General features: G+C 59.4%; 24 protein-coding genes. 8 read left to right on the top strand and 16 right to left on the bottom strand.

Translation table 11 applies throughout. The annotated features are described in order from the left end of the window. Window positions 1–126: 126 nt before the first annotated feature. The 3 genes from AC3Y64_RS04400 to AC3Y64_RS04390 form a co-directional block, all read right to left on the bottom strand. Window positions 127–1,230, bottom strand: coding sequence for an NADH:flavin oxidoreductase (locus AC3Y64_RS04400; RefSeq protein ID WP_489986560.1), 1,104 nt, complete (start codon window positions 1,228–1,230; stop codon window positions 127–129). A gap of 158 nt (window positions 1,231–1,388) precedes the next feature. Beyond that, window positions 1,389–1,871 carry a glutathione peroxidase gene (locus tag AC3Y64_RS04395; protein WP_158961141.1) on the bottom strand — a complete coding sequence of 161 codons (483 nt, stop codon included), beginning with the start codon at window positions 1,869–1,871 and terminating at the stop codon, window positions 1,389–1,391. 124 nt (window positions 1,872–1,995) lie between these two features. Further along, entirely contained in the window at window positions 1,996–2,481 is a 486-nt protein-coding gene (locus AC3Y64_RS04390; RefSeq protein WP_158961139.1) for an FKBP-type peptidyl-prolyl cis-trans isomerase, read from the bottom strand. Here AC3Y64_RS04390 and AC3Y64_RS04385 point away from each other — a divergent pair. From AC3Y64_RS04385 to yihG, 3 genes are read left to right on the top strand one after another with little or no spacing between them, the layout of a single operon-like run. Continuing rightward, window positions 2,450–2,776, top strand: a complete 327-nt coding sequence (locus tag AC3Y64_RS04385) for a DUF3565 domain-containing protein (RefSeq protein ID WP_489986559.1) — start codon at window positions 2,450–2,452, stop codon at window positions 2,774–2,776. The two genes, AC3Y64_RS04390 and AC3Y64_RS04385, sit on opposite strands and share 32 nt — an antisense overlap. Before the next feature lie 60 nt (window positions 2,777–2,836). After that, a complete protein-coding gene (gene pta, locus AC3Y64_RS04380; protein WP_008085028.1) occupies window positions 2,837–4,936 on the top strand; it encodes a phosphate acetyltransferase in 2,100 nt (699 codons plus the stop codon). Continuing rightward, entirely contained in the window at window positions 4,937–5,842 is a 906-nt protein-coding gene (gene yihG, locus AC3Y64_RS04375; protein ID WP_489986558.1) for a 1-acylglycerol-3-phosphate O-acyltransferase, YihG family, read from the top strand. Between the two features lie 197 nt (window positions 5,843–6,039). On the opposite strand, the gene cysN is transcribed toward yihG, so the two are convergent. From cysN to AC3Y64_RS04360, 3 genes are all read right to left on the bottom strand, one after another. Continuing rightward, window positions 6,040–7,938 (bottom strand): sulfate adenylyltransferase subunit CysN, encoded by a 1,899-nt coding sequence (gene cysN, locus AC3Y64_RS04370; RefSeq protein WP_489986557.1) that lies wholly within the window; start codon window positions 7,936–7,938, stop codon window positions 6,040–6,042. A 9-nt stretch (window positions 7,939–7,947) separates the two neighbouring features. After that, complete coding sequence (gene cysD / locus AC3Y64_RS04365; RefSeq protein ID WP_007912374.1) at window positions 7,948–8,865, bottom strand: sulfate adenylyltransferase subunit CysD; 918 nt, start codon at window positions 8,863–8,865, stop codon at window positions 7,948–7,950. Window positions 8,866–9,112: 247 nt separating this feature from the next. After that, window positions 9,113–9,871 (bottom strand): Nif3-like dinuclear metal center hexameric protein, encoded by a 759-nt coding sequence (locus AC3Y64_RS04360; protein ID WP_489986556.1) that lies wholly within the window; start codon window positions 9,869–9,871, stop codon window positions 9,113–9,115. Window positions 9,872–9,974: 103 nt separating this feature from the next. Between AC3Y64_RS04360 and algW the strand changes: the two genes are divergently transcribed. The 3 genes from algW (at window position 9,975) to AC3Y64_RS04345 (ending at window position 14,058) form a co-directional block, all read left to right on the top strand. Then, complete coding sequence (gene algW, locus AC3Y64_RS04355; RefSeq protein ID WP_141127741.1) at window positions 9,975–11,132, top strand: Do family serine endopeptidase AlgW; 1,158 nt, start codon at window positions 9,975–9,977, stop codon at window positions 11,130–11,132. Between the two features lie 88 nt (window positions 11,133–11,220). Beyond that, window positions 11,221–13,326, top strand: coding sequence for a TonB-dependent siderophore receptor (locus AC3Y64_RS04350; RefSeq protein WP_489986555.1), 2,106 nt, complete (start codon window positions 11,221–11,223; stop codon window positions 13,324–13,326). A 12-nt stretch (window positions 13,327–13,338) separates the two neighbouring features. Continuing rightward, window positions 13,339–14,058 carry a DUF4198 domain-containing protein gene (locus AC3Y64_RS04345; RefSeq protein ID WP_489986554.1) on the top strand — a complete coding sequence of 240 codons (720 nt, stop codon included), beginning with the start codon at window positions 13,339–13,341 and terminating at the stop codon, window positions 14,056–14,058. Window positions 14,059–14,174: 116 nt separating this feature from the next. Here AC3Y64_RS04345 and hisC read toward each other — a convergent pair whose 3' ends face one another. The 10 genes from hisC to AC3Y64_RS04295 all read right to left on the bottom strand — a co-directional run bounded on the left by hisC (window position 14,175) and on the right by AC3Y64_RS04295 (window position 22,137). Then, a complete protein-coding gene (hisC, locus tag AC3Y64_RS04340; protein ID WP_489986553.1) occupies window positions 14,175–15,227 on the bottom strand; it encodes a histidinol-phosphate transaminase in 1,053 nt (350 codons plus the stop codon). A gap of 3 nt (window positions 15,228–15,230) precedes the next feature. Next, window positions 15,231–16,568, bottom strand: coding sequence for a histidinol dehydrogenase (gene hisD / locus AC3Y64_RS04335; RefSeq protein WP_489986552.1), 1,338 nt, complete (start codon window positions 16,566–16,568; stop codon window positions 15,231–15,233). A gap of 125 nt (window positions 16,569–16,693) precedes the next feature. Next, window positions 16,694–17,329, bottom strand: coding sequence for an ATP phosphoribosyltransferase (gene hisG / locus AC3Y64_RS04330; RefSeq protein WP_007912384.1), 636 nt, complete (start codon window positions 17,327–17,329; stop codon window positions 16,694–16,696). 124 nt (window positions 17,330–17,453) lie between these two features. Then, window positions 17,454–18,719 (bottom strand): UDP-N-acetylglucosamine 1-carboxyvinyltransferase, encoded by a 1,266-nt coding sequence (murA, locus tag AC3Y64_RS04325; protein ID WP_007912385.1) that lies wholly within the window; start codon window positions 18,717–18,719, stop codon window positions 17,454–17,456. Window positions 18,720–18,741: 22 nt separating this feature from the next. After that, window positions 18,742–18,981, bottom strand: coding sequence for a BolA family protein (locus tag AC3Y64_RS04320; RefSeq protein ID WP_008085051.1), 240 nt, complete (start codon window positions 18,979–18,981; stop codon window positions 18,742–18,744). Between the two features lie 115 nt (window positions 18,982–19,096). Further along, entirely contained in the window at window positions 19,097–19,402 is a 306-nt protein-coding gene (locus tag AC3Y64_RS04315) for an STAS domain-containing protein (RefSeq protein WP_489986551.1), read from the bottom strand. After that, a complete protein-coding gene (locus AC3Y64_RS04310) occupies window positions 19,399–20,052 on the bottom strand; it encodes an MlaC/ttg2D family ABC transporter substrate-binding protein (RefSeq protein ID WP_158961109.1) in 654 nt (217 codons plus the stop codon). Before AC3Y64_RS04310 ends, AC3Y64_RS04315 begins: the two co-directional genes overlap by 4 nt. Window positions 20,053–20,063: 11 nt before the next feature. Continuing rightward, entirely contained in the window at window positions 20,064–20,531 is a 468-nt protein-coding gene (mlaD, locus tag AC3Y64_RS04305) for an outer membrane lipid asymmetry maintenance protein MlaD (RefSeq protein ID WP_007912400.1), read from the bottom strand. Further along, window positions 20,531–21,328 carry a lipid asymmetry maintenance ABC transporter permease subunit MlaE gene (gene mlaE / locus AC3Y64_RS04300; RefSeq protein WP_103303113.1) on the bottom strand — a complete coding sequence of 266 codons (798 nt, stop codon included), beginning with the start codon at window positions 21,326–21,328 and terminating at the stop codon, window positions 20,531–20,533. The genes mlaD and mlaE overlap by 1 nt, the downstream gene beginning before the upstream one ends. Further along, window positions 21,328–22,137, bottom strand: a complete 810-nt coding sequence (locus tag AC3Y64_RS04295; protein WP_158961107.1) for an ATP-binding cassette domain-containing protein — start codon at window positions 22,135–22,137, stop codon at window positions 21,328–21,330. Before AC3Y64_RS04295 ends, mlaE begins: the two co-directional genes overlap by 1 nt. A 274-nt stretch (window positions 22,138–22,411) precedes the next feature. Here AC3Y64_RS04295 and AC3Y64_RS04290 point away from each other — a divergent pair, with 274 nt between their 5' ends. Then, window positions 22,412–23,386, top strand: a complete 975-nt coding sequence (locus AC3Y64_RS04290; RefSeq protein WP_158961106.1) for a KpsF/GutQ family sugar-phosphate isomerase — start codon at window positions 22,412–22,414, stop codon at window positions 23,384–23,386. Beyond that, on the top strand, window positions 23,386–23,910 hold the full coding sequence (locus AC3Y64_RS04285) for a KdsC family phosphatase (RefSeq protein WP_095049755.1): 525 nt from the start codon (window positions 23,386–23,388) through the stop codon (window positions 23,908–23,910). The genes AC3Y64_RS04290 and AC3Y64_RS04285 overlap by 1 nt, the downstream gene beginning before the upstream one ends. The last annotated feature ends 6 nt before the right edge of the window (window positions 23,911–23,916 follow it).

The raw sequence follows: 23,916 nt of genomic DNA, 5'->3' as shown, positions 1-23,916 counted from the left end.
CTGAGTTTGAAGCCGCCATCGCTGGCAAGCCAGCTCCCACAGGTTCACTGGTGTTCACAACAACTGTGATCACCTCAAACCCTGTGGGAGCTGGCTTGCCAGCGATAGCGTCAGTGAGAGCGCTGGTTAAACCAGCGACATCAACGCCTCACGGCTGAACGGCAGAATATCCTGCTCGCGCCCTTCGCGGACTTTCAGCGCCCAATCCGGATCGACCAGCAGCGCACGGCCGACTGCCACCAGATCGAATTCCTCGTTGTTCAGCCGCTCCAGCAGGTTCTCCAGACTGGCCGGTTGCGCGACCTTGTCGGTGTTGACCATGAACTGCAGGAACTCGCCATCGAGGCCGACGCTGCCGACGGTGATGGTCGGTTTGCCGGTCAGCTTGCGGGTCCAGCCCGCCAGGTTCAGGTCAGAGCCGTCGAACTCAGGCTCCCAGAAACGTCGCGTCGAGCAGTGGAAAATATCCACCCCGGCGTCAGACAACGGCTTGAGGAATTCGCCCAGCGCTTCCGGGGTTTGCACCAGACGCGCGGTGTAATCCTGCTGCTTCCACTGCGAGAAACGGAAGATGATCGGGAAATCTTCGCCGACCGCAGCACGTACCGCTTGAACCAACTCGATGGCAAAGCGCGAACGGTTGGCCAGGCTGCCGCCGTATTCGTCGGTGCGCTGGTTGCTGCCTTCCCAGAAGAACTGATCGACCAGATAACCGTGGGCACCGTGGATTTCCACACCGTCCATGCCGATGTTTTTTGCATCCTTGGCCGCTTGGGCGAAGGCAGCAATCACGTCCTGGATGTCTTGCTGGGTCATGCCGTGCACCACGACCTGACCGTCCTTGAGTTTTTCCGACGGGCCGTAGCCCGGCACGCTGGCGTCCGGTTCGGTGCCGATGCGGCGTACGCTGCCGACGTGCCACAGTTGCGGAACAATCTTGCCGCCTTCTGCGTGAACGGCGTCTACGACTTTTTTCCAGCCGGCCAATGGCGCTTCACCAAAGAATTGCGGCACGTTCGGATAGCCGTTGGAGGCAATGTGACCGACGGTGGTGCCTTCGGTGATGATCAGGCCAACGCCGGCCGCCGCGCGACGACGGTAGTACTCGATGACTTTCGAATTAGGCACGCCGCCCGGAGAGAAAGAACGGGTCATTGGCGCCATGACCACACGGGTCGGCAGTTCGAGGGCACCGAGTTGGAACGGTTTGAACAAGGCTTGAACGGGCATCGAAGGGCTCCACGAAAACGTTATCGACAGGGCATAAAACCATATGACGGCGATAATATGCGTGATGACGCCAACGCGAAAGCATTATTGATCTGAATGATTAAGGGTCAAAAGGCAGGCAAAAAAAATCGCAGCCCGATGGCTGCGATTCTTGCGGTTCAGCCCAGGGCTTTTTCAATCGCCTGAACCACCGTTGGATCATCCGGCGCCGTGCGTGGCGAGAATCGCGCCAACACCCGACCGTCCTTGCCGAGCAGGAACTTCTCGAAATTCCAGGTGATGTCACCGGGAAACTCCGCGCCCTCGCCCGCCAGCAAACGGTACAACTGATGACGATCGTGGCCGTTGACTTCGAGCTTGCTCGACAACGGAAATGTCACGCCATAGTTGAGGCTGCAGAAGTCCTGAATTTCCTGTTCGGTGCCTGGTTCCTGGCCGGCAAACTGGTTGCACGGCAGGCCCAATACACTGAAGCCCTTGCCTTTGAACTGCTGATAGAGGTTTTCCAGCGCCGCGTACTGAGGGGTCAAGCCGCATTTGGAGGCGACGTTGACCACCAGCACGACTTGGCCCTTGAACGGTGCCAGCGGTAGCTCCTGACCATCCAGGGCTGTCAACTTAAGGTCGTGAAAAGCACTCATGACGTACTCCAGGATTCCCGTGTTCTTCTCGAAACAGCCACTTGGCGAGGCTACCAAGGACAGCCGCGGACTAAAAAGGCGCCCGCAGGCGCCTCTCCAGTTCTCGAAAGCTTAGCGCAGAAAATCAGTGGTGATGGCCACCTTCGCCATGGACGTGGCCATGAGCGATTTCTTCTTCGCTGGCGTCACGGATAGCGACGATCTTCACTTTGAAGTTCAGGCGCTGACCGGCCAGTGGGTGGTTACCGTCGACGGTTACGTCGTCGCCGTCGAGGTCACGGATGGTGACAATTTGCATCTGGCCGTCCGGCGCCGAAGCGTGGAACTGCATGCCGACTTCCAGCTCGTCAACGCCTTCGAACATGCTGCGGCTCAGGGTGCTGACCAGCTCGGCGGCGTATTCACCGTAAGCGTCTTCCGGTTCAACGGAAACTTCCAGCTCGTCACCAACAGCTTTGCCTTCCAGAGCTTTTTCCAGGCCCGGGATGATGTTGCCTGCGCCTTGCAGGTAGACCAGCGGAGCGCCGCCGGCGGAGCTGTCGATGACCTCACCAGCGTCGTTGGTCAGGGTATAGTCGATGGAGACAGCCTTATTGGCGGCGATCAGCATGGGGCGAGACCTTTTGCAGAAGAATATAGAAAGGCCAAGTTTAGCGAAGCAATCGCGCGAAAGCGAACACAACCCGGACAAACGGGTTTCGACGATCGCAGGCTTCCATCAAGACGAAGAGGGCCATTGGGTGGCCGAGCTTTCCTGTGGCCACACCCAGCACCTGCGCCATCAGCCGCCCTGGCAATCTCGCGTCTGGGTGCTCGACCCTGCGCAACGTATTGAAAAAATAGGCCAACCCTTTGCCTGCGGTTGGTGCGCACAAGGCTCGGTTAGCGATAACCTTGGCGACTGAATTTCGGTAGGTCGTCAGCTATAAGCGACCACCATTGCCATGCAACTTTAGAGAATTCGCATGCAAACTTTTTTTATCGCCCCCACCGATTTTGGCGTGGGTCTGACCTCCATCAGCCTCGGGCTGGTGCGTACGCTTGAGCGCGCAGGGCTGAAAGTCGGCTTCTTCAAACCGATTGCCCAGCCGCACCCGGGCGACACCGGCCCTGAGCGTTCCACCGAACTGGTGGCGCGCACCCACGGCCTGAAACCGCCGCAACCGCTCGGCCTGGCCCACGTCGAGCGGATGCTCGGCGACGGTCAGCTTGATGAGCTGCTCGAAGAAATCATCACCCTCTATCAGCAAGCCGCCATCGGCAAAGACGTGCTGGTCGTCGAAGGCATGGTGCCGACTCGCAGTGCGAGTTACGCCGCGCGGGTCAACCTGCACTTGGCCAAGAGCCTCGATGCCGAGGTGATTCTGGTCTCGGCACCGGAAAACGAAGTGCTCGCCGAACTCTCCGGCCGCGTCGAATTGCAGGCGCAATTGTTTGGCGGTCCGAAAGACCCGAAAGTCCTCGGTGTGATCCTCAACAAGGTCAAAACCGAAGAAAGCATGGACGCCTTCGCCGCGCGTCTGAAGGAGCATTCGCCATTGCTGCGCAGCGGGGATTTCCGCTTGCTTGGCTGCATTCCGTATCAACCGGAACTCAACGCGCCACGCACCCGCGACGTCGCCGACCTGATGGGAGCGCAAGTGCTCAACGCCGGTGATTACGAAACCCGGCGGATGACCAAAATCATCATTTGCGCGCGGACCATGCGCAACACCGTCGAGTTGCTCAAGCCCGGCGTGCTGGTGGTGACGCCGGGGGATCGCGACGACATCATCCTCGCCGTCAGCCTCGCCGCGATCAACGGCGTGCCGCTGGCCGGGCTGTTGCTGACCAGCGACACCCTGCCCGATCCGCGCATCATGGATTTGTGCCGTGGCGCTCTTCAGGCCGGTCTGCCGGTGCTGTCGGTGAGCACCGGCTCTTACGACACGGCGAACCTGCTCAACGGTTTGAACAAGGAAATCCCCATCGATGACCGCGAGCGTGCGGAGATCATCACCGATTTCGTTGCCAGCCATCTCGACGCCAAGTGGCTGCATCAGCGCTGCGGCACGCCACGGGAAATGCGCCTGTCACCGGCAGTGTTCCGCTATCAGCTGATCCAACGCGCGCAAGCGGCGAACAAGCGCATCGTCCTGCCCGAAGGCAGCGAGCCGTTCACCGTGCAAGCGGCGGCGATCTGTCAGGAACGCGGAATTGCTCGTTGCGTGTTGCTGGCCAAACCGGAAGACGTCGAAGCCGTCGCTCGCGCTCAAGGCATCGTGTTGCCGCCGGGGCTGGAGATTCTTGATCCGGATCTGATCCGCGAGCGCTACGTCGAGCCGATGGTAGCCCTGCGCAAAACCAAAAGCCTGAATGCGCCGATGGCCGAGCAACAGTTGGAAGACACTGTGGTGATCGGCACCATGATGCTCGCACTGGATGAGGTCGACGGCTTGGTTTCCGGCGTGATCAACACCACCGCCAACACCATCCGCCCGGCTCTGCAACTGATCAAGACCGCACCGGGCTGCACGCTGGTGTCGTCGGTGTTCTTCATGTTGTTTCCGGAAGAAGTGCTGGTCTACGGCGACTGCGTAATGAACCCGCACCCGAGCGCCACCGAACTGGCCGAGATCGCCCTGCAAAGCGCGGATTCGGCTGCGGCATTCGGCATCACCCCGCGCGTGGCGATGATCAGTTACTCCAGCGGCGAATCGGCGACCGGCGAAGAGGTCGAGAAAGTCCGCGAAGCCACCCTGCTCGCCCACGAACAACAGCACTCGCTGCTGATCGACGGCCCGTTGCAATACGACGCCGCCGCCAACGCAGAAGTCGCCCGGCAACTGGCGCCAAACAGTCAGGTCGCCGGGCGCGCTACGGTGTTCGTATTCCCCGATCTGAACACCGGCAACACCACGCACAAAGCCGTGCAACGCAGCGCCGATTGCGTCAGCCTCGGGCCGATGCTGCAAGGCCTGCGCAAACCGGTGAACGATTTGCCGCGCGGCGCGCAAGTCGATGACATCGTCTACACCATCGCCCTCACCGCGATTCAAGCCGCCAACCGACCTATGGATGTCTAAATGCTGGATTTTCTACCTGCACCCGTGCGCGGCGTGATCGCCTCGCTGCTGTTGGCGCTCAACACGATTCTGCTGTGCTCGTTTCTGTTCTGCGTGGCGCTGGTCAAGGCCTTGCCATTTGCCTTAACCCAGCGCATCGCCGGTTGGCTGATGAGCCACACCCATGAAGCGTGGATCAGCAACAACAAGGGCTGGATGAACCTGGTGCGCCGCACCCGCTGGCACGTCAGCGGCCTGCAAGGTCTGGACTACAAACACTCGTACCTGATCACCAGCAACCACCAGAGCTGGGTCGATATTCTGGTGCTGCAATACGTGCTCAACCGCCGGATTCAGCCGCTGAAATTCTTCCTCAAGCAGGAGCTGATCTGGGTGCCAGTGATTGGTCTGGCCTGGTGGGCGCTGGGCTTTCCGTTCATGAAGCGCTACTCCAAAGCGTACCTCGCCAAGCACCCGGAGAAGAAAGGCAAAGACCTCGAAACCACGCGCAAAACCTGCGCGAAGTTTCGCCATAACCCGGTGGGGATTTTTAACTTCGTCGAGGGCACGCGGTTTACCGACGGCAAGCATGCGCAGCAGCAGTCGCCGTTCAAGTATTTGCTCAAGCCGAAGGCTGGCGGGATTGCCTTTGTGCTGGATGCGATGGGCGAGCAACTCGAGTCGATCGTTAACGTGACGATTCACTATCCGGCCGGTCGTCCGGGGTTCTGGGATTTGCTCTGCGGCAATGTGCGCGACGTGGTGGTGCACTTTGAAGAGCTGAAGATCCCGCAGCAATTCATCGGCAAGAATTACGATCAGGACGGCGAGTATCGTTTGCAGTTTCAGGGCTGGATCAATCAGCTGTGGCTGGACAAGGATGCGTTGCTGGAACAGATGCACCGCGAATATCCGACCAAACACTGATCCCCCTGTGGAAGCTAGCCCTGCTAGCGATAGCGGATGCACATTCAACAGATCTGCTGACTGGATAATCGCCATCGCTAGCAGGGCTAGCTCCCACAGTTGACCGAGTTGGCCCGAATAAAAAAGCCCGCCGATGATCACTCATCGGCGGGCTTTTCTTGCAGCTTGAAGCTAGAAGCTTGTCGCTGCTTTATTGCTTAGATCGCGCCACGCTGACGCAGCAGATCCAGCACTTGCTTGACGCTGTCTTCCAGAGTCAGTGTCTGCGTGTCGATCACCAGATCGGCATTCAGCGGTACGTCGTACGGGAAGGATTCGCCCGGGATGTTGTCGCCCGCGGCGGCATACAGACCTTGCGGATCACGCTCGGCGCACACGGCCGGCGAGGCCTGCACGTAGACCGTCAGCAGACGATCCTTGCCGATCAGATCCTTGGCTTGCTCGCGACCTTCAGCACTCGGCGCTACGAACGCGGCCAGGGTCAGCAGACCGGCTTCGTTGAACTGACGCGCCACGTGCGCGGCACGACGCCAATTCTCAGTGCGACCGGCGCGATCCTGTGGCAGACCTTTGTTGAGGTCGTGACGCAGGTTCTGACCATCCAGTACGAACACCGCACGGCCCATATCGAACAGCTTGCGCTCGACCGCATAGGCCAGCGTGCTCTTGCCCGCGCCCGACAGACCGCTGAACAGCACGGTCGCCGGTTGCTGGCCAAAGCGCTGAGCACGTTCTTCAGTCGCAACGTGCGCCAGTTTGCCGTGGTGCGTGGCAGTGCCATGCGTCACTGGCTGCGCGACGATCATGCCGGCGCCGACAGTGCCGTTGGTCAAACGGTCGATGATGATGAACGCGCCGGTGGTGCGGTTGCTTTCGTAACCGTCGAGGGCGATCGGCGCGTCGAGCGCGATTTTCACCTTGCCGATTTCGTTGAGCTGCAACGCGCTCGCCGGGCCTTCTTCCAACGTGTTGACGTCGACCTTGTTGACGATGCTGGCGATGGAGCCCGGCACGTAACTGGTGGCGCGTTTGATGTCGTATTTCTTGCCCGGCAACATCGGCTCTTCAGCCATCCACACCAGCATCGCTTCGAAGCTGTCGGTGACCGGCGGCACGTTGTCGGCATGCACCAACAGGTCGCCACGGGAGATGTCGATTTCGTCTTCCATGGTCAGCGTTACGGCCTGACCTGGACCGGCGTGTTCCAGCTCACCTTCGAAGGTGACGATGGATTTCACGCGGCTGCTCTTGCCCGACGGCAGCACCACGACTTCGTCGCCCTTCTTGACGATGCCGCTGGCCAGCGTGCCGGCGAAACCGCGGAAGTTCAGGTTCGGACGGTTGACGTACTGCACCGGGAAACGCAGATCGGTGAAGTTGCGGTCGCCCGCGACTTCCACAGTCTCGAGAATTTCCATCAGCGACTGGCCTTTGTACCAAGGCGAGCGCTCGGACTTGTTCACCACGTTGTCGCCTTTGAGGGCAGACATCGGCACGAAATGCATGCTGGTCGGCTTCATCTTCAAGCCTTCAGCGAACTTCAGGTAGTCAGCCTTGATCGACTCGAACACGCCTTCATCGAAGCCCTTCAAATCCATCTTGTTGATGGCGACGACGATGTGTTTGATCCCCAGCAACGAGGCGATGAAGCTGTGGCGACGAGTCTGGGTCTGCACGCCGTAACGGGCGTCGACCAGAATGATCGCCAGGTCACAGGTGGACGCACCGGTGGCCATGTTGCGGGTGTACTGCTCATGGCCGGGGGTGTCGGCGATGATGAATTTGCGTTTGGCGGTGGAGAAATAGCGGTAAGCCACATCAATGGTGATGCCCTGCTCACGCTCGGCCTGCAGACCGTCGACCAGCAATGCCAGGTCGATGTCGTCACCGGTGGTGCCGACTTTCTTCGAATCGCGGGTAATCGCTTCGAGGTGATCTTCGTAGATCATTTTCGAGTCGTGCAGCAGGCGCCCGATCAGGGTGCTCTTGCCGTCATCGACGTTACCGCAAGTCAAAAAGCGCAGCAGCTCTTTACGTTCGTGCTGGCCCAGGTAGGCGAGGATGTCCTCGCTGATCAAATCAGATACGTGCGACATGACAACCCCTTAGAAATAGCCTTGACGTTTTTTGTCTTCCATTGAGCCTGCGCCATCGTGGTCGATGACTCGGCCCTGGCGCTCGGAAGTTCGCGTCAGGAGCATTTCTTGAATGATGTCCGTGAGGCTTTCGGCTTCGGACTCCACGGCGCCCGTCAACGGGTAGCAGCCAAGGGTACGGAAACGCACTTTCTTTTTGACGATGCGCGCTTTGTCTTCGTCGGACAGGTGTTCGAGGATGCGCTCGTCGTCGATCATGATCAGCGTGCCGTTCTTCTCGATCACTTCGCGTTCGGCGGCGAAGTACAGCGGCACAATCGGGATGCCTTCGAGGTAGATGTACTGCCAGATGTCCAGCTCGGTCCAGTTCGACAACGGGAACACACGAATGGATTCGCCCTTGTTGACCTTGCCGTTGTAGACGTTCCAGAGTTCTGGGCGCTGGTTTTTCGGGTCCCAGCGGTGCTTGCTGTCGCGGAACGAGTAGACGCGCTCTTTGGCGCGGGATTTCTCTTCATCGCGACGGGCACCGCCGAACGCTGCGTCGAAACCATGCTTGTCGAGTGCCTGTTTCAGGCCTTCGGTTTTCATGATGTCGGTGTGTTTGGCGCTGCCGTGGGTGAACGGGTTGATGTTCTGCGCCACGCCATCGGGGTTGATGTGGGTGATCAGATCCAGGCCCAGTTCTTCGACCATCTTGTCGCGGAACTTGTACATCTCCTGGAATTTCCAGCGGGTGTCGACGTGCATCACCGGAAACGGCAGTTTGCCCGGGAAGAACGCCTTGCGTGCCAGGTGCAGCATCACGGCGGAGTCTTTACCGATGGAGTACAGCATCACCGGGTTATCGAACTCGGCTGCCACCTCGCGGATGATGTGGATGCTTTCCGCCTCCAGCTGTTTCAGATGCGTCAGTTTGTCGACCATGGCTACTCACGAAAGCTTTCTTATGAACGGCCAGCGGGCCGTGTTCGAGCGGGGAATCCTAGCACAGCGACCTCTTCTAATCAGGACGCCAACTAGATCGAAAGGGTATATGAATATGCCCGCTCGTTTGGGCGATGACGGTCCTGCAGGAGCTGCCGAAGGCTGCGTTCCTTTGATCTGGCCTTCTAAAAAACAAGATCAAAAGATCGCAGCCTTCGGCAGCTCCTACACAGGGGAGTGGTGCTCGTCAGATCGGGTTCGGGATGTCGATGAAGATGTGTTCAACGGCAAAGCGTTTCGCCAGATAGTCGCCCAGCGCCTGCACACCGTAGCGTTCGGTGGCGTGGTGGCCGGCGGCGATGAAGCTGATGTCGTTCTCGCGGGCGCTGTGGAACGTCTGCTCGGACGCCTCGCCGCTCAGATACAGATCGACGCCTGCGGCGACGGCTTGATCGATATAGCCTTGGCCGCCGCCGGTGCACCAGCCAACCCGACGAATCATTGGATTGCCTTCAATCAGCAACGGTTCGCGGCCCATGACATCCTGCACCTTGCGGGCGAAATCGCGCGCGGTCATCGGCTCGTTCAACGAACCGACCAGACCGACGATTTTCAGGTTGTCTGGATCCAGCGGGCCTTCGACAGTGATGTCCAGTTGGCGAGCAAGCTGCACGTTATTGCCGACGTCAGGATGCAAATCCAGCGGCAGGTGGTACGCGAGCAAACTGATGTCGTGCTTGAGCAGGGTCTTCAGGCGGCGCTGTTTCATGCCGATGATGCACGGGTTCTCACCCTTCCAGAAATAACCATGATGCACCAGCACCAGATCAGCCTCGGCCTCGACCGCTGCATCGAGCAACGCCTGGCTGGCGGTGACGCCGCTGACGATGCGCATTACCTGCGGCCGGCCTTCGACCTGCAAGCCGTTGGGGCAATAATCGGCAATTTTCGCACTGCCAAGGTAACGGTCGGCTTCTTCGACGAGGGTGCTGAGGGCAACGGCCATGAAAGACTCCTAAATATCCCGTTCAGAGGCACGCGCGGCCTCGTATAATGCGCGACATTATGGGCGGTCTGACCCCGCCTGCAACTCTTCCAGGACGTGCTTAATGTTCAAGGCGCTACGTTTTATGGGCTGGCCGCTGTTGGCCGGCGTGCTTATCGCTCTGTTGATTATTCAGCGTTACCCGCAGTGGGTGGGGCTGCCGAGCCTCGACGTCAACCTGCAACAGGCCCCGCAAACCACCAGCGTGCAGCAGGGACCGGTGTCCTACGCCGATGCGGTGACGATCGCCGCGCCATCGGTGGTCAACCTGTACACCACCAAAGTCATCAACAAACCGGCGCATCCGTTGTTCGAAGATCCGCAATTCCGGCGCTTCTTCGGCGATAACTCGCCGAAGCAGAAACGCATGGAATCGAGCCTCGGTTCCGGCGTGATCATGAGCCCGGAAGGCTACATTCTGACCAACAATCACGTGACCAGCGGCGCTGATCAGATTGTCGTGGCCTTGAAGGACGGTCGCGAAACCCTCGCCCGCGTCATCGGCAGCGACCCGGAAACTGACCTTGCAGTGTTGAAGATCGACCTGAAAACCCTGCCGTCCATCACGGTCGGTCGCTCCGACAACATCCGCATCGGCGACGTCGCGCTGGCCATCGGCAACCCGTTCGGCGTCGGCCAGACCGTGACCATGGGCATCATCAGCGCCACCGGGCGTAACCAGTTGGGCCTGAACAACTACGAAGACTTCATCCAGACTGACGCGGCAATCAACCCGGGCAACTCCGGCGGCGCGCTGGTCGATGCCAACGGCAACCTCACCGGCATCAACACGGCAATCTTCTCCAAATCCGGCGGCTCGCAGGGCATCGGTTTTGCCATTCCGGTGAAACTGGCGATGGAAGTGATGAAGTCGATCATCGAACACGGTCAGGTGATTCGCGGCTGGCTGGGCATTGAAGTGCAGCCGCTGACCCAGGAACTCGCCGAGTCATTTGGCTTGTCCGGGCGCCCAGGGATCGTCGTCGCGGGGATCTTCCGCGATGGCCCGGCGCAGAAGGCCGGCCTGCAATTGGGTGACGTGATTCTGAGCATTGATGGCGAGCCGGCCGGCGATGGTCGTCGTTCGATGAACCAGGTCGCGCGGATCAAACCGACCGACAAAGTGACCATTCAGGTGATGCGCAACGGCAAAGAGCTGAAGCTCACGGCTGAAATCGGCCTGCGTCCACCACCGGCACCGGTGAAAGAAAAAGAAGAATAAAACTTTGTTCGCGCTAAATGCGCGAATAACAGACATTCTCAACGGGCATGTTATATTGTTTCAATTATAGAAATTGGAACAACATAACATGTCGTCTCGAACAAAGGCCTCGCTGCTGGGCTTGAGCCTCGGTTTGCTGGTCGATCCAGCCTTCGCCGAAGAACCAAAACCCCTCGAACTCGACGCCATCAGCGTCATCTCCGACTACGAATCGCCGACCGGCCCGGTCCAAGGCTATCGTGCGACGCGCTCGTCCAGCGCGACCAAAACCGACACGGCGATCCGCGACATTCCCCAAGCGATCAGCGTGGTGCCCGCCAGTGTCCTCAAGGATCTGGGCAGCACCAGCGTCGAACGCGCGCTGGATTTTGCCGGCGGTGTATCGAAGCAGAACAACTTCGGTGGGCTGACCCTTTACGAATACAGCGTGCGCGGTTTCACCACTTCGGAATTCTACAAAGACGGATTCAGCGCCAATCGCGGTTATCCAAGCACGCCGGATGCGGCCAATATCGAGCGCATCGAAGTGCTCAAAGGGCCGGCCGCCAGTCTGTATGGCCGAGGCGATCCCGGCGGAACGGTGAACATCGTCACCAAAAAACCGCAGCCCGAAGCCTTCACCACCCTGCAAACCAGCGCCGGCAGCTGGGATCGCTATCGCACCGCACTGGACGTCAACACGCCGCTGGATGATCAGGGCGATGTGCTCTCGCGGATCAATCTCGCGGTCGAAGACAACCATAGCTTCCGCGATCACGTCGACAGCAAACGCGTGTTCGTCGCGCCCTCGATCAGTTGGCAGTTGAACCCGGACACGTCGCTGTTGGTAGAAAGCGAGATCGTTCGTCACAGCTCCACGTTTGATCGCGGCATCGTTGCGCCGAGCAACAAATGGAGCGGCGTGTCGCGCTCGACCTTCCTCGGCGAACCCAACGACGGCAACATCGACAACCACAACAATTTGCTTCAGGCCACGCTGGAACATCACCTCAACGACAGTTGGAAATTGCGCCTGGCCAGCCACTACAAGGAAGGCAAACTCTGGGGGTTCGCCTCGGAGGCCCGTCCGCTGAATGCCGATGGCCGCACCGTCAACCGCCGCTATCGCGAGCGCGATACCAATTGGCACGACAGCATCACCCAGCTTGAGCTGCGCGGTCTGTTCGATCTCGGCCCTTGGCAGCACGAACTGCTGATCGGCACCGAATACGAAAACTTCCGCAAGAACGAGCGCGTCACCACGATTGCTGGCGGCCCCTACGCGATCGACATCTACAACCCGGTCTACGGCCAGCCGAAACCCAACGGTGCACGCTCGGGCACGGATACTTTCGAACACGTCGAAAGCCATGCGCTGAACCTGCAGGATCAGATCGTCTTCACTGACAAACTGCGCGGGATGATCGGCGCGCGCTTCGAGCATTTTGACCAGCGCATCGCCGATCACAGCCGTAACGCCAACAGCAGCCAGCGCCATGACGCCCTCACCCAGCGCGCCGGCCTGCTCTATCAACTGACGCCGGAAACCGGCCTGTTCGCCAACGCCTCGACCTCGTTCAAACCGAATAACGGCCTCGATGCATCCGGCAAATCCTTCGATCCGGAAGAAGGCGTGGGCTACGAAGTCGGCATCAAGAACGAGCTGTTCGACGAACGCCTGAGCAGCACCCTCGCCTTATTCCACATCGACAAGGAAAACGTCCTCGCCCTCGACCCGGCCACCGACACCAGCCGTGCGCTGGGCAAGGCGCGCAGTCGCGGTTTCGATTGGCAAGTCACCGGGCAAGTCACCGACGCCGTGCGGGTCATCGGCGCCTTTGCCTACATCGACGCCGAAGTGACCCAAGGCGACGCGGTGATTCCCACCGGCAGCCGCATCCTCGGCGTGGCCAAGCGCAGCGGCAGTCTGCTCGGGGTTTATGAATTTCAGGATGGCCATCTGCGCGGCTCGGATGTCGGCGCCGCATTCACTTATGTCGGCGACCGCTCGGGTGAATCCGGCAGCGACTTCGAATTGCCGGCCTATCACACCGTCGACCTGCTGGCCCATTACAAAGCCAGCGACAACGTCACGGTCGGCCTGAACCTGAACAACCTCTTCGACGAAAAGTATTACGAGCGCTCCTACAGCAACTACTGGGTCAACCCCGGCGAGCCGCGCAATTTCACCGTCAGCCTGACACTCAACCTGTAAAAGGACGTCACCATGCAATACGGCAAAACCTTTGTGCTCTTCGCCGCGCTATTCGCAGGCGAAGTCTCGGCCCATGGTCTCTGGACCGAACAACGGCGTGGCAACATCGAAGTGGTTTACGGCCACGGCGCCGAAGACAATGCTTTCAAGGCACAGAAGATCAGCGGCGCATGGGCTTATGACGCGAGCGGCAAGATGATTCCGGTCAGCGTTGAGCGTCTGGCGGATCACGCCCGTTTGAAACCGTTGAAAACGCCGGCGGTGCTGGCCGTGGCACTGAACAATGGCATGTGGTCGCAAACCGCCGACAAGAAGTGGATCAACGAAGGTCGCAGCAAAGTGCCGGGGGCTGTCGAGTCCACCCAGACGTTCAAGTACAGCCTGGCGATTTATCAGCCGGGGGCGAAGTTGCCGAAACTCGAGCAGATCAAATTGCTGATCCTGCCGGAGGTTGATCCGCTGACTGTGGGGCCTGGGAAATCATTGCCGGTGCGGGTGTTGCTGGATGGCAAGCCAGCGGCAGGGGTGAAGTTGATTGGCGACTATCGCAGTGCGCCGAACACCTTGAGCACCGAGACCGACAAGGACGGTCGTGCGCAGGTATTGGTGAGAAATGAAGGATTGAATGTGATTGCGGCGCAGGTTGAGGTGCCGGTGAAGGACAGTGTAGATGTGAATAGTCGTGGGTTGTTCAGTTCACTGACGTTCCTTGGCGAGCCGCATCACGAGTAACCACCACACAATAATGTGGGAGCGAGCCTGCTCGCGAAGGGGGCTAACATTCAGCATTGATGTCGAATGAAAAACCGCTTTCGCGAGCAGGCTCGCTCCCACAGGTTCAGCGCCTATTAGAGGTCGCCAAGTCCATCGATCAACGCCTGATTCTGCTCCGGCGTGCCAATCGAAATCCGCAGGAACTGCGCAATCCGCTGTTGCTTGAAGTGCCGCACAATCACGCCTTGCTCGCGCAACTTGGCCGCCAGCCCCGCCGCATCATGCTGCGGATGCCGGGCGAAGATGAAGTTCGCCGCCGACGGCAGCACTTCAAAGCCCTTGGCCTGCAACTGCGCGATCACCCACTCACGGCTCTCGATTACCAAGCGGCACGTCTTGTCGAAATACTCGCGATCTTCGAATGCCGCCGCGGCGCCGACAATCGCCAGACGATCCAGTGGGTAGGAGTTGAAGCTGTTCTTGATCCGCTCCAGCGCCTCGATCAGATCCGGATGCCCCACCGCCAGACCCACGCGCAGGCCGGCCAGCGAGCGCGATTTGGACAGGGTCTGGGTTACCAGCAGGTTCGGATAACGGTCCACCAGACTGATCGCCGTCTCGCCACCAAAGTCGATGTAAGCCTCATCCACCACGACCACCGAATCCGGGCTGGCCTTGAGGATTTGCTCGACCGCTTCCAGCGCGAGCAGGCAACCGGTCGGCGCGTTCGGGTTGGGGAAAATGATCCCGCCGTTCGGCTTGGAGTAGTCGGCGGGGTCGATCTGGAACTGCGCATCCAGCGGCACCGCATCGAACTTGATGCCGTACAGACCGCAGTAAACCGGATAGAAGCTGTAGCTGATGTCCGGGAACAGCAGCGATTGACCGTGTTGCAGCAAACCGTGGAAAATGTGCGCGAGCACTTCGTCCGAACCGTTGCCGAGGAACACTTGATTGCTCTGCACGCCGTAATACTGGGCGACCGCAGATTTCAGCAGATCGCTGTTCGGATCCGGGTACAGGCGCAGGTTGTCGTTGAGTTCGACCTGCATCGCCGCCAAGGCTTTTGGCGACGGGCCGTACGGGTTTTCATTGGTGTTGAGCTTGACCAGTTTGGTCAGCTTCGGCTGTTCGCCCGGCACGTAAGGCACGAGATCTTTAACGAACGGGCTCCAGAATTTGCTCATCGCTCAGTTCCCCTGCCCTTGTAGAAAGTCTTCGTCTTTGATGCGGTATTCGGCGCTGCGCGCGTGGGCGCTCAGCGATTCGCCACGGGCCAGCACGGAGGCGGTTTTACCCAGTTCGGATGCGCCAGCTTCTGAACAGAAGATGATCGACGAACGTTTTTGGAAGTCGTACACACCCAGCGGCGACGAAAACCGCGCAGTGCCGGAAGTCGGCAATACGTGGTTCGGGCCTGCGCAGTAATCGCCCAGCGCTTCAGAGGTGTGACGGCCCATGAAGATCGCGCCGGCGTGACGGATCTGCGGCAGCCAGGCTTGCGGGTCAGCGACCGACAACTCCAAGTGCTCCGGAGCGATGCGGTTGGCGACTTCGATGGCTTGCGCCATGTCCTTCACGTGAATCAGCGCACCACGGCCATTGATCGAAGTTTCAATGATGGTCGCGCGATCCATGGTCGGCAGCAGTTTGTCGATGCTGGCGGCAACCTTGTCGAGGAACTCGGCGTCCGGGCTGACCAGAATCGCCTGGGCGTCTTCGTCGTGCTCGGCTTGCGAGAACAGATCCATGGCGATCCAGTCCGGATCGGTCTGGCCGTCGCACACCACGAGGATTTCCGAAGGACCGGCGATCATGTCGATGCCGACCTGACCGAATACGTGGCGCTTGGCCGTGGCGACATAGATGTTGCCCGGACCGACCACTTTGTCGACTTGCGGCACGCTTTCGGTGCCATAAGCCAGAGCCGCAACCGCTTGTGCGCCACCGATGGTGAACACCCGGTCAACGCCAGCGATGCAAGCGGCCGCCAGCACAAGCTCGTTGATCTCACCACGCGGGGTCGGCACGACCATGACCACTTGGGTCACACCGGCGACCTTGGCCGGAATCGCGTTCATCAATACCGACGACGGGTACGACGCCTTGCCTCCCGGCACATAGAGACCGGCACGATCCAGCGGCGTGACCTTCTGGCCCAGCACCGTGCCGTCGGCTTCGGTGTAGCTCCAAGAATCCTGTTTCTGTTTTTCGTGGTAGCTGCGCACGCGAGCGGCGGCTTTTTCCAGCGCTTCGCGCTGCGCCACCGTGATGCGCGTCAGGGCCAGCTCCAGACGCTCGCGCGGCAGGATCAGGTCGGCCATCGACGCGACTTCGAGGCCGTCGAATTTCTGGGTGAACTCGACCAGTGCCGCGTCACCGCGTTCGCGAACAGCCTTGATGATGTCCAGCACCCGCTGATTGACCGAGTCGTCAGACACACTTTCCCAGCTCAGCAGATGATCCAGATGATGCGCGAAATCCGGGTCAGCAGCGTTGAGTCGGCGAATTGCAGTCGTTGCGGTCATAGCGAGAGCCTCATAGGAATGGCAAAAACTCAGGCGCCCTAACTTAGCAGTCGTTTCCGCTTGGGCACCTGAGATTCTGGCTATGAGGCGGATAGACGGGCGCGACTTAACGTCGCGCAGGTGAATCAGCCGCGGTGTCGCGATTCCACTGCGTTGCGCAGGGTATCGATCAACGCCTGGATTCGGGCGTGTTGCATTTTCATCGAAGCCTTGTTGACCACCAGGCGCGAGCTGATCGTGGCGATCAGTTCCTGAGGTTCCAGGCCATTGGCGCGCAGAGTGTTGCCGGTGTCGACCACGTCGATGATCTTGTCAGCGAGACCGATCAGCGGCGCCAGCTCCATCGAGCCATACAGCTTGATGATGTCGACCTGACGGCCCTGCTCGGCGTAGTAACGCTTGGCAACGTTGACGAACTTGGTCGCCACGCGCAGACGGCCCTTGGGCTCGGGCGCGCCGATCTTGCCGGCGGTCATCAGTTTGCACTGGGCAATCTGCAGGTCAAGTGGCTCGTACAGGCCTTGGCCGGTGTATTCCATCAGCACGTCTTTACCGGCAACGCCCAAATCGGCCGCGCCATGCTCGACATAAGTCGGCACATCGGTAGCGCGCACGATCAGCAGACGAACGTCGTCTTGGGTCGTGGGGATGATCAGCTTGCGGCTCTTGTCCGGATTCTCGGTCGGCACGATGCCCGCTTCGGCGAGAAGCGGCAGGGTGTCGTCAAGGATGCGGCCCTTGGACAGTGCGATGGTCAACATGGGAAACGTCAGTCCTTATCAAGGTACTCATGTCCGGTCGCAATCGGCGCCGGACACACATCGAGCCGGAAACCGGCTCGACTCTTAAACTCAGTGGACACGTCCCTGTGTCCCAATGCAGCAATCAGCCCGGAACGCGACGGATCTTGGCGCCCAGCATCTGCAGTTTTTCTTCGATGCACTCGTAACCACGGTCTATGTGGTAGATGCGGTCGATCAGCGTGTCGCCTTCGGCAACCAGTGCCGAGATCACCAGGCTGGCCGAAGCACGCAGGTCGGTGGCCATCACTGGCGCGCCCTTGAGGACTTCAGTACCGGTGACGATGGCCGTGTTGCCTTCGACCTGGATCTTGGCGCCCATGCGGTGCAGTTCGTACACGTGCATGAAACGGTTTTCGAAGATTGTCTCGATCACCGCACCGGTGCCTTCGGCAATGGCGTTGAGCGAGATGAACTGCGCCTGCATGTCAGTCGGGAACGCAGGGTACGGCGCGGTGCGCACGTTCACTGCTTTCGGACGCTTGCCGTGCATGTTCAGCTCGATCCAGTCCTCACCGCAGGTGATTTCTGCGCCGGCTTCACGAAGTTTTTCCAGAACGGCTTCGAGGATGGTCGGATCGGTGTCCTTGACCTTGACGCGGCCACCGGTCACAGCAGCAGCCACCAGGTAGGTGCCGGTCTCGATACGGTCAGGCATGACCTTATAGAAAGCCGAACCCAGACGCTCGACGCCATCGATGGTGATGGTGTCGGTGCCAGCGCCGGAAACCTTGGCGCCCATGGCGTTGAGGAAGTTGGCCAGGTCGACCACTTCAGGCTCGCGAGCGGCGTTCTGCAGCACGCTACGGCCTTTGGCCAACGCAGCAGCCATCATGATGTTCTCAGTACCGGTCACACTGACGGTATCGAAGAAGAAATGTGCGCCGCGCAGGCCGCCTTCAGGCGCCTTGGCCTTGATGTAGCCGCCTTCGACGTCGATGACCGCGCCCATGGCTTCGAGACCACGGATGTGCAGATCGACCGGACGCGAACCGATGGCGCAACCGCCAGGCAGTGCAACTTCGGCTTCACCGAAACGGGCAACCATCGGACCCAGTACCAGAATCGACGCACGCATGGTTTTCACCAGTTCGTACGGAGCGATCAGGGTCTTGATGGTGCGCGGATCGATTTCGACGCTGAGCTTCTCGTCGATCACCGGCTCGATGCCCATGCGACCGAACAGCTCGATCATGGTAGTGATGTCGTGAAGGTGCGGCAGGTTACCAACGGTCACCGGGCCATCGCACAGCAGGGTAGCGGCCAGGATCGGCAGGGCGGAGTTTTTTGCGCCGGAAATGCGGATCTCGCCATCAAGACGAGCGCCACCGGTAATAATCAATTTATCCATAAGAATCTCGACGCCCTTAGGCTCAGGTGCGCTCGGCCCAGGCCGCGCTGCTGAAAAATTTCATAGTGACCGCGTGGATGCTGCCATCGGTGATCCACGGGTTCAAATGGGCATAGACCTGCTGCTGACGCTTCACCGGGCTCAACGCCGCCAGTTCATCGCTAATCACGTTCAGCTGGAAATTGCAGCCTTCGCCCTCAACTTCTACCAACGTTCCGGGCAGCTTTCCTTCAAGGAAGCTCTTCACTTCTACGGCCTGCATGCTCAACCTCAATCGGCGCCCTGTGCGCACGGGTCGGACATCATACAAAAAAGCCCCGCGCCTGCGAACCCCGCATGGCAGGACTCTGACGGGGGGCTTCTTTATAGATGTGGGTTCAGGGGTGCGCCAACAGTTCGGTCAGTTCACTGACCTGAGCGATTTCGCGCATATCTTCCGGCATCGCGCGGATGCCCACAGCCTTGCCGGCCGCCTTGGCATCGCGCATGAAGCACAGCAGCAACGACAAGCCGACGCTGCTGGACTTCTTCACCGCCGAGCAATCGATGACCAGCGTTGCCGCTTTGCTCGACTTGATCAGGGCCTGACCGTCCTTGCGCAAGTCCGGGCCGGTGCGGTAATCCAGCACTCCGCTGAGCAGAAGCTCGTCGACATCACTCATACGAACTGCGGCCTCACTCATTGTGCTGGTTTCTCGGCAGCTTTCTCGGTGGTTTCCTTGGCCTTGGCCACTTCACCCGCCCAGTTGTCGATGGTCTTGTCCAGATCATTGCCATTGCGCTGCATCGCGTCGGCGAACTGATCACGGAACAGTTTGCCAATGTTGATACCGTTGATGATCACATTGCGCAGTTTCCACTCGCCGTTGATCTTCTCCAGCGTGTACTGCACAGGATAGATCGCGCCGCTGCTGCCCTTGACGGTCATGTTGACGCTGGTGCGGTCGCCCGACTCATCCTTGGCAGGATCAACGGTGATGCCCTGGTTGTTGTACTCAAGCAAGGCGTTACCGTAGAACTGAAACAGGCCGCGCTTGAAGTTTTCCTGGAACCGCTGCATCTGCGCCGGCGTAGCCTTGCGCGAATACTTGACGGTCATGATGCTCTTGGAAATGCCCTCGGCATCCACAACCGGTCCTACGATGCTGTTGAGCGCTGCGTAGAAATCAGTCGGATCCTGCTTGTACTTTTCTTTGTTGGCTGCCAGATCGGCCAGCATCCGGTTCGTGGTGTCCTGAACCAGATCGTGCGCGGATTGCCCAGGAGCAGCGTTAGCCATCATCGGCAGTGTCGCGAGCAACACCAACAGGCCACGTCGCAAGATAGAGATCATTCAAAAGCTCCTCATTTGGCGTCTTTGCTAACGGTATTGAGCAGGAATTTACCAATCAGGTCTTCCAGTACCAGTGACGACTGCGTGTCGTGAATGGTTCCACCATCCTTCAGCGGTTTGTCTTCCCCGCCGACGCTGATACCGATGTACTTCTCACCCAACAGACCAGCGGTCAGGATAGACGCTGTGGAGTCGGTCGGCAGGTTGTCGACCTTTTTATCCACTTGCAGGGTGACCCGACCGGTGAAGCTGTCGCGATCCAGATCGATGGCCGTGACTTTGCCGATGGTCACACCGGCCATGGTCACTTTGGCTCTGACCGTCAAACCGGCGATATTATCGAAATACGCATAAAGTTTATAAGTGTCGGTGGTCGAAGTCGGAGACAGGCCACTGACCCGCAAAGCAAGCAGCAGCAAAGCCAGGATCCCTGCCAGCAGGAACAGGCCGACACCGATTTCCAGGGTGCGGTTTTGCATCAGAAATCTCCAAACATCAAAGCGGTCAGAATAAAGTCCAGGCCGAGCACTGCCAGCGAAGCAAATACCACGGTCTTGGTAGTGGCGCGACTGATGCCCTCGGAAGTGGGCTCACAGTCATAGCCTTGGAATACGGCGATCCAGGTCACGACAAAGGCGAAAACGATACTTTTGATGACGCCGTTGAGCACGTCACTGGTGAAGTTCACGCTGTTCTGCATGTTCGCCCAGTAGGAACCTTCATACACGCCCAGCCAATCGACAGCCACCCACGAACCGCCCCAGATGCCGACCACGCTGAAAATCATCGCCAGCACCGGCAGGGAAATGAAGCCGGCCCACAGGCGCGGGGCAATGATGTACTTGAGCGGGTCGACACCGATCATTTCCAGACTGGAAAGCTGCTCGGTGGACTTCATGTTGCCGATCTCTGCGGTCAGCGCCGAACCGGCACGTCCGGCGAACAACAGCGCCGTCACGACCGGGCCGAGTTCACGCAGCAAGGTCAAGGCAACCATCTGCCCCACGGCTTGCTCCGAACCGTAGCTCGACAGAATGCTGAAGCCCTGCAGCGCGAGGACCATGCCGATGAAAATGCCGGAAACGACAATGATCACCAGCGACATCACGCCGACTGAATGCAGCTGTTTGACCAACAGGCCAAACCCGCCGCTGATACCGCCGCGCCCCAGCAAGGCATGAAACAGGAACAGCGTGGCACGACCAAACACCGCAATGGCGTCGATCGCCGCTTCGCCGAACCGGCGAACGCGTTCTATTAATGAAATTCTGCGCATCAGCGCTTCCCCAGAAGATCTGCGCGGTAATCCGTCGCTGGAAAATGGTACGGCACCGGGCCATCGGGATTACCGGTCATGAACTGACGGATACGCGGCTCATCCGAATTCATCAATTCGTCCGGCGTGCCCTGCCCCAATACCTGACCATCACCCACTACATAGATGTAATCGGCGATGCTTGCGGTTTCGGCCAGATCGTGGGAGACCACGATACTGGTGATCCCCAGCGCATCGTTGAGCAGACGGATCAGGCGCACCAACACGCCCATGGCGATCGGATCCTGACCGACGAACGGTTCGTCGTACATGAGAATCTGCGGGTCGAGCGCAATGGCTCGTGCCAGCGCGACACGACGTTTCATGCCGCCGGACAGCTCATCGGGCATCAGCTCGATAGCACCGCGTAAACCGACCGCCTGCAATTTGAGCAGGACGATGTCGCGGATCATTTCTTCCGGCAACTCGGTATGAACGCGCAGGGGAAAAGCAACGTTCTCGAAGACATCGAGATCGGTGAACAGCGCGCCGCTCTGAAACAGCACGCCCATGTGCTTGCGCGCATCGAACAAATCACTGCGCGACAACTGCGGCAGGTTCTGACCGTTGACCCAGACTTCGCCGCTGGTGGGACGCAATTGTGCGCCCATCAACCGCAGCAGCGTGGTCTTGCCACACCCGGAAGGCCCCATGATGCCGGTGACCTTGCCGCGCGGGATGCGAATATCGACGTTATTGAAAATGCTGCGCGCACCGCGCTTGAAGGAGACTCCCTTCAGCTCGACCGCGTAGGCGTTATCGGCACTCATCTAAACTCCTTGCGATGCAGCCTCTCACTCGGACGCCTGGCTTTCTTCTGAAAGCACCTACATCCCGGGCAGGCCGAACTGGCGGCGAACTATATCACTGCAAAGGCCAAGCGCCCAACCATGAACCCTGCCGTAATCAGCGACGCGACAGGGCCGAAGCGACTTTTAAGGGCTTTTGGTAACGAGTAATGACAAAGCACGACGAACTTGCGTGAGGCTTTGCAACATAACCGCTATAATCGCCGCCTTTTCATCGGGCTATACGATTTCTGACATGAGCCAAACCAGCGACCTGATTCAATCGGCACAACGCACCATCCGCCTCGAAGTGGAAGCCGTACAAGGCTTGTTGCCCCATATCGACGCCGATTTCGTACGCGCTTGCGAGTTGATTCTGGCCAGCAAAGGCCGCGTGGTCGTGGTCGGGATGGGCAAGTCCGGCCATATCGGCAACAAGATTGCCGCGACCCTGGCCAGCACCGGCACCCCTGCTTTTTTCGTCCACCCGGCTGAAGCCAGCCACGGTGACATGGGCATGATTACCCGCGATGACGTGATCCTGGCCCTGTCGAATTCCGGCTCGACCAATGAAATCGTGACTCTGCTGCCACTGATCAAACGCCTGGGGATCCAGTTGATCAGCGTCACCGGCAACCCGCAGTCGCCGCTGGCCAAGGCTGCGGAGGTCAATCTCAACGTTCACGTCGAGCATGAAGCCTGCCCGCTGAATCTGGCGCCAACCTCCTCGACTACCGCCGCTCTGGTCATGGGTGACGCCTTGGCGGTTGCCCTGCTCGAAGCACGCGGTTTTACGGCTGAAGATTTCGCTTTTTCGCATCCGGGCGGCGCATTGGGTCGTCGCTTGCTGTTGAAAGTGGAAAACGTCATGCACGCCGGCGCGGAGCTGCCGCAGGTGCAGCGCGGCACGCTGCTCAAGGACGCACTCATGGAAATGACCCGCAAGGGTCTGGGCATGACCGTGATCCTCGAAGCCGACGGCAAACTGGCCGGGATCTTCACCGACGGTGATTTGCGCCGCACGCTGGATCGCAGCATCGACATCCGCAGCGCCACCATCGATCAGGTGATGACCGCACACGGCAAGACTGCACGGCCCGAGATGCTCGCCGCCGAAGCCCTGAAAATCATGGAAGACCATCGAATCAACGCACTGGTAGTCGTCGACGAGGAGGATCGCCCGATCGGCGCCTTCAACCTCTCCGATCTGCTGCGCGCAGGAGTCATGTAATGAGCAACGATCTGCTGCAACGCGGCAAAGCGATCAAACTGGCGGTTTTCGACGTCGACGGCGTGCTGACCGATGGCCGTTTGTATTTCCTTGAAGACGGTAGCGAATTCAAGACCTTCAACACCCTTGATGGCCAAGGCATCAAGATGTTGATGAATGCCGGCGTACAAACAGCCATCATCAGCGGTCGCAAGACCCCGGTGGTCGAGCGCCGCGCGAAGAATCTGGGGATCCCGCATTTGTTTCAGGGGCGCGAAGACAAATTGGTCGTACTCGACGGCCTGCTCGCGCAACTGGGCCTAAGCTATGAAGAAGTCGCCTATCTGGGTGACGACCTGCCTGACCTGCCGGTGATCCGCCGCGTTGGTCTGGGCATGGCGGTTGCCAACGCTGCCGATTTCGTCCGCGAACACGCCCACGGCGTCACTCGCGCCCGCGGTGGCGAAGGTGCCGCCCGCGAATTCTGCGAATTGATCTTGCGCGCCCAAGGCCGCCTCGATGCCGCCAACGCTGCGTATCTGTGAGCCAAA

It is taken from the genome of Pseudomonas sp. 4CAES_32.4 (assembly GCF_058136335.1).
Note: the sequence above shows the minus strand (reverse complement) of the source record. Positions and strands in the feature narration are given on the sequence as shown.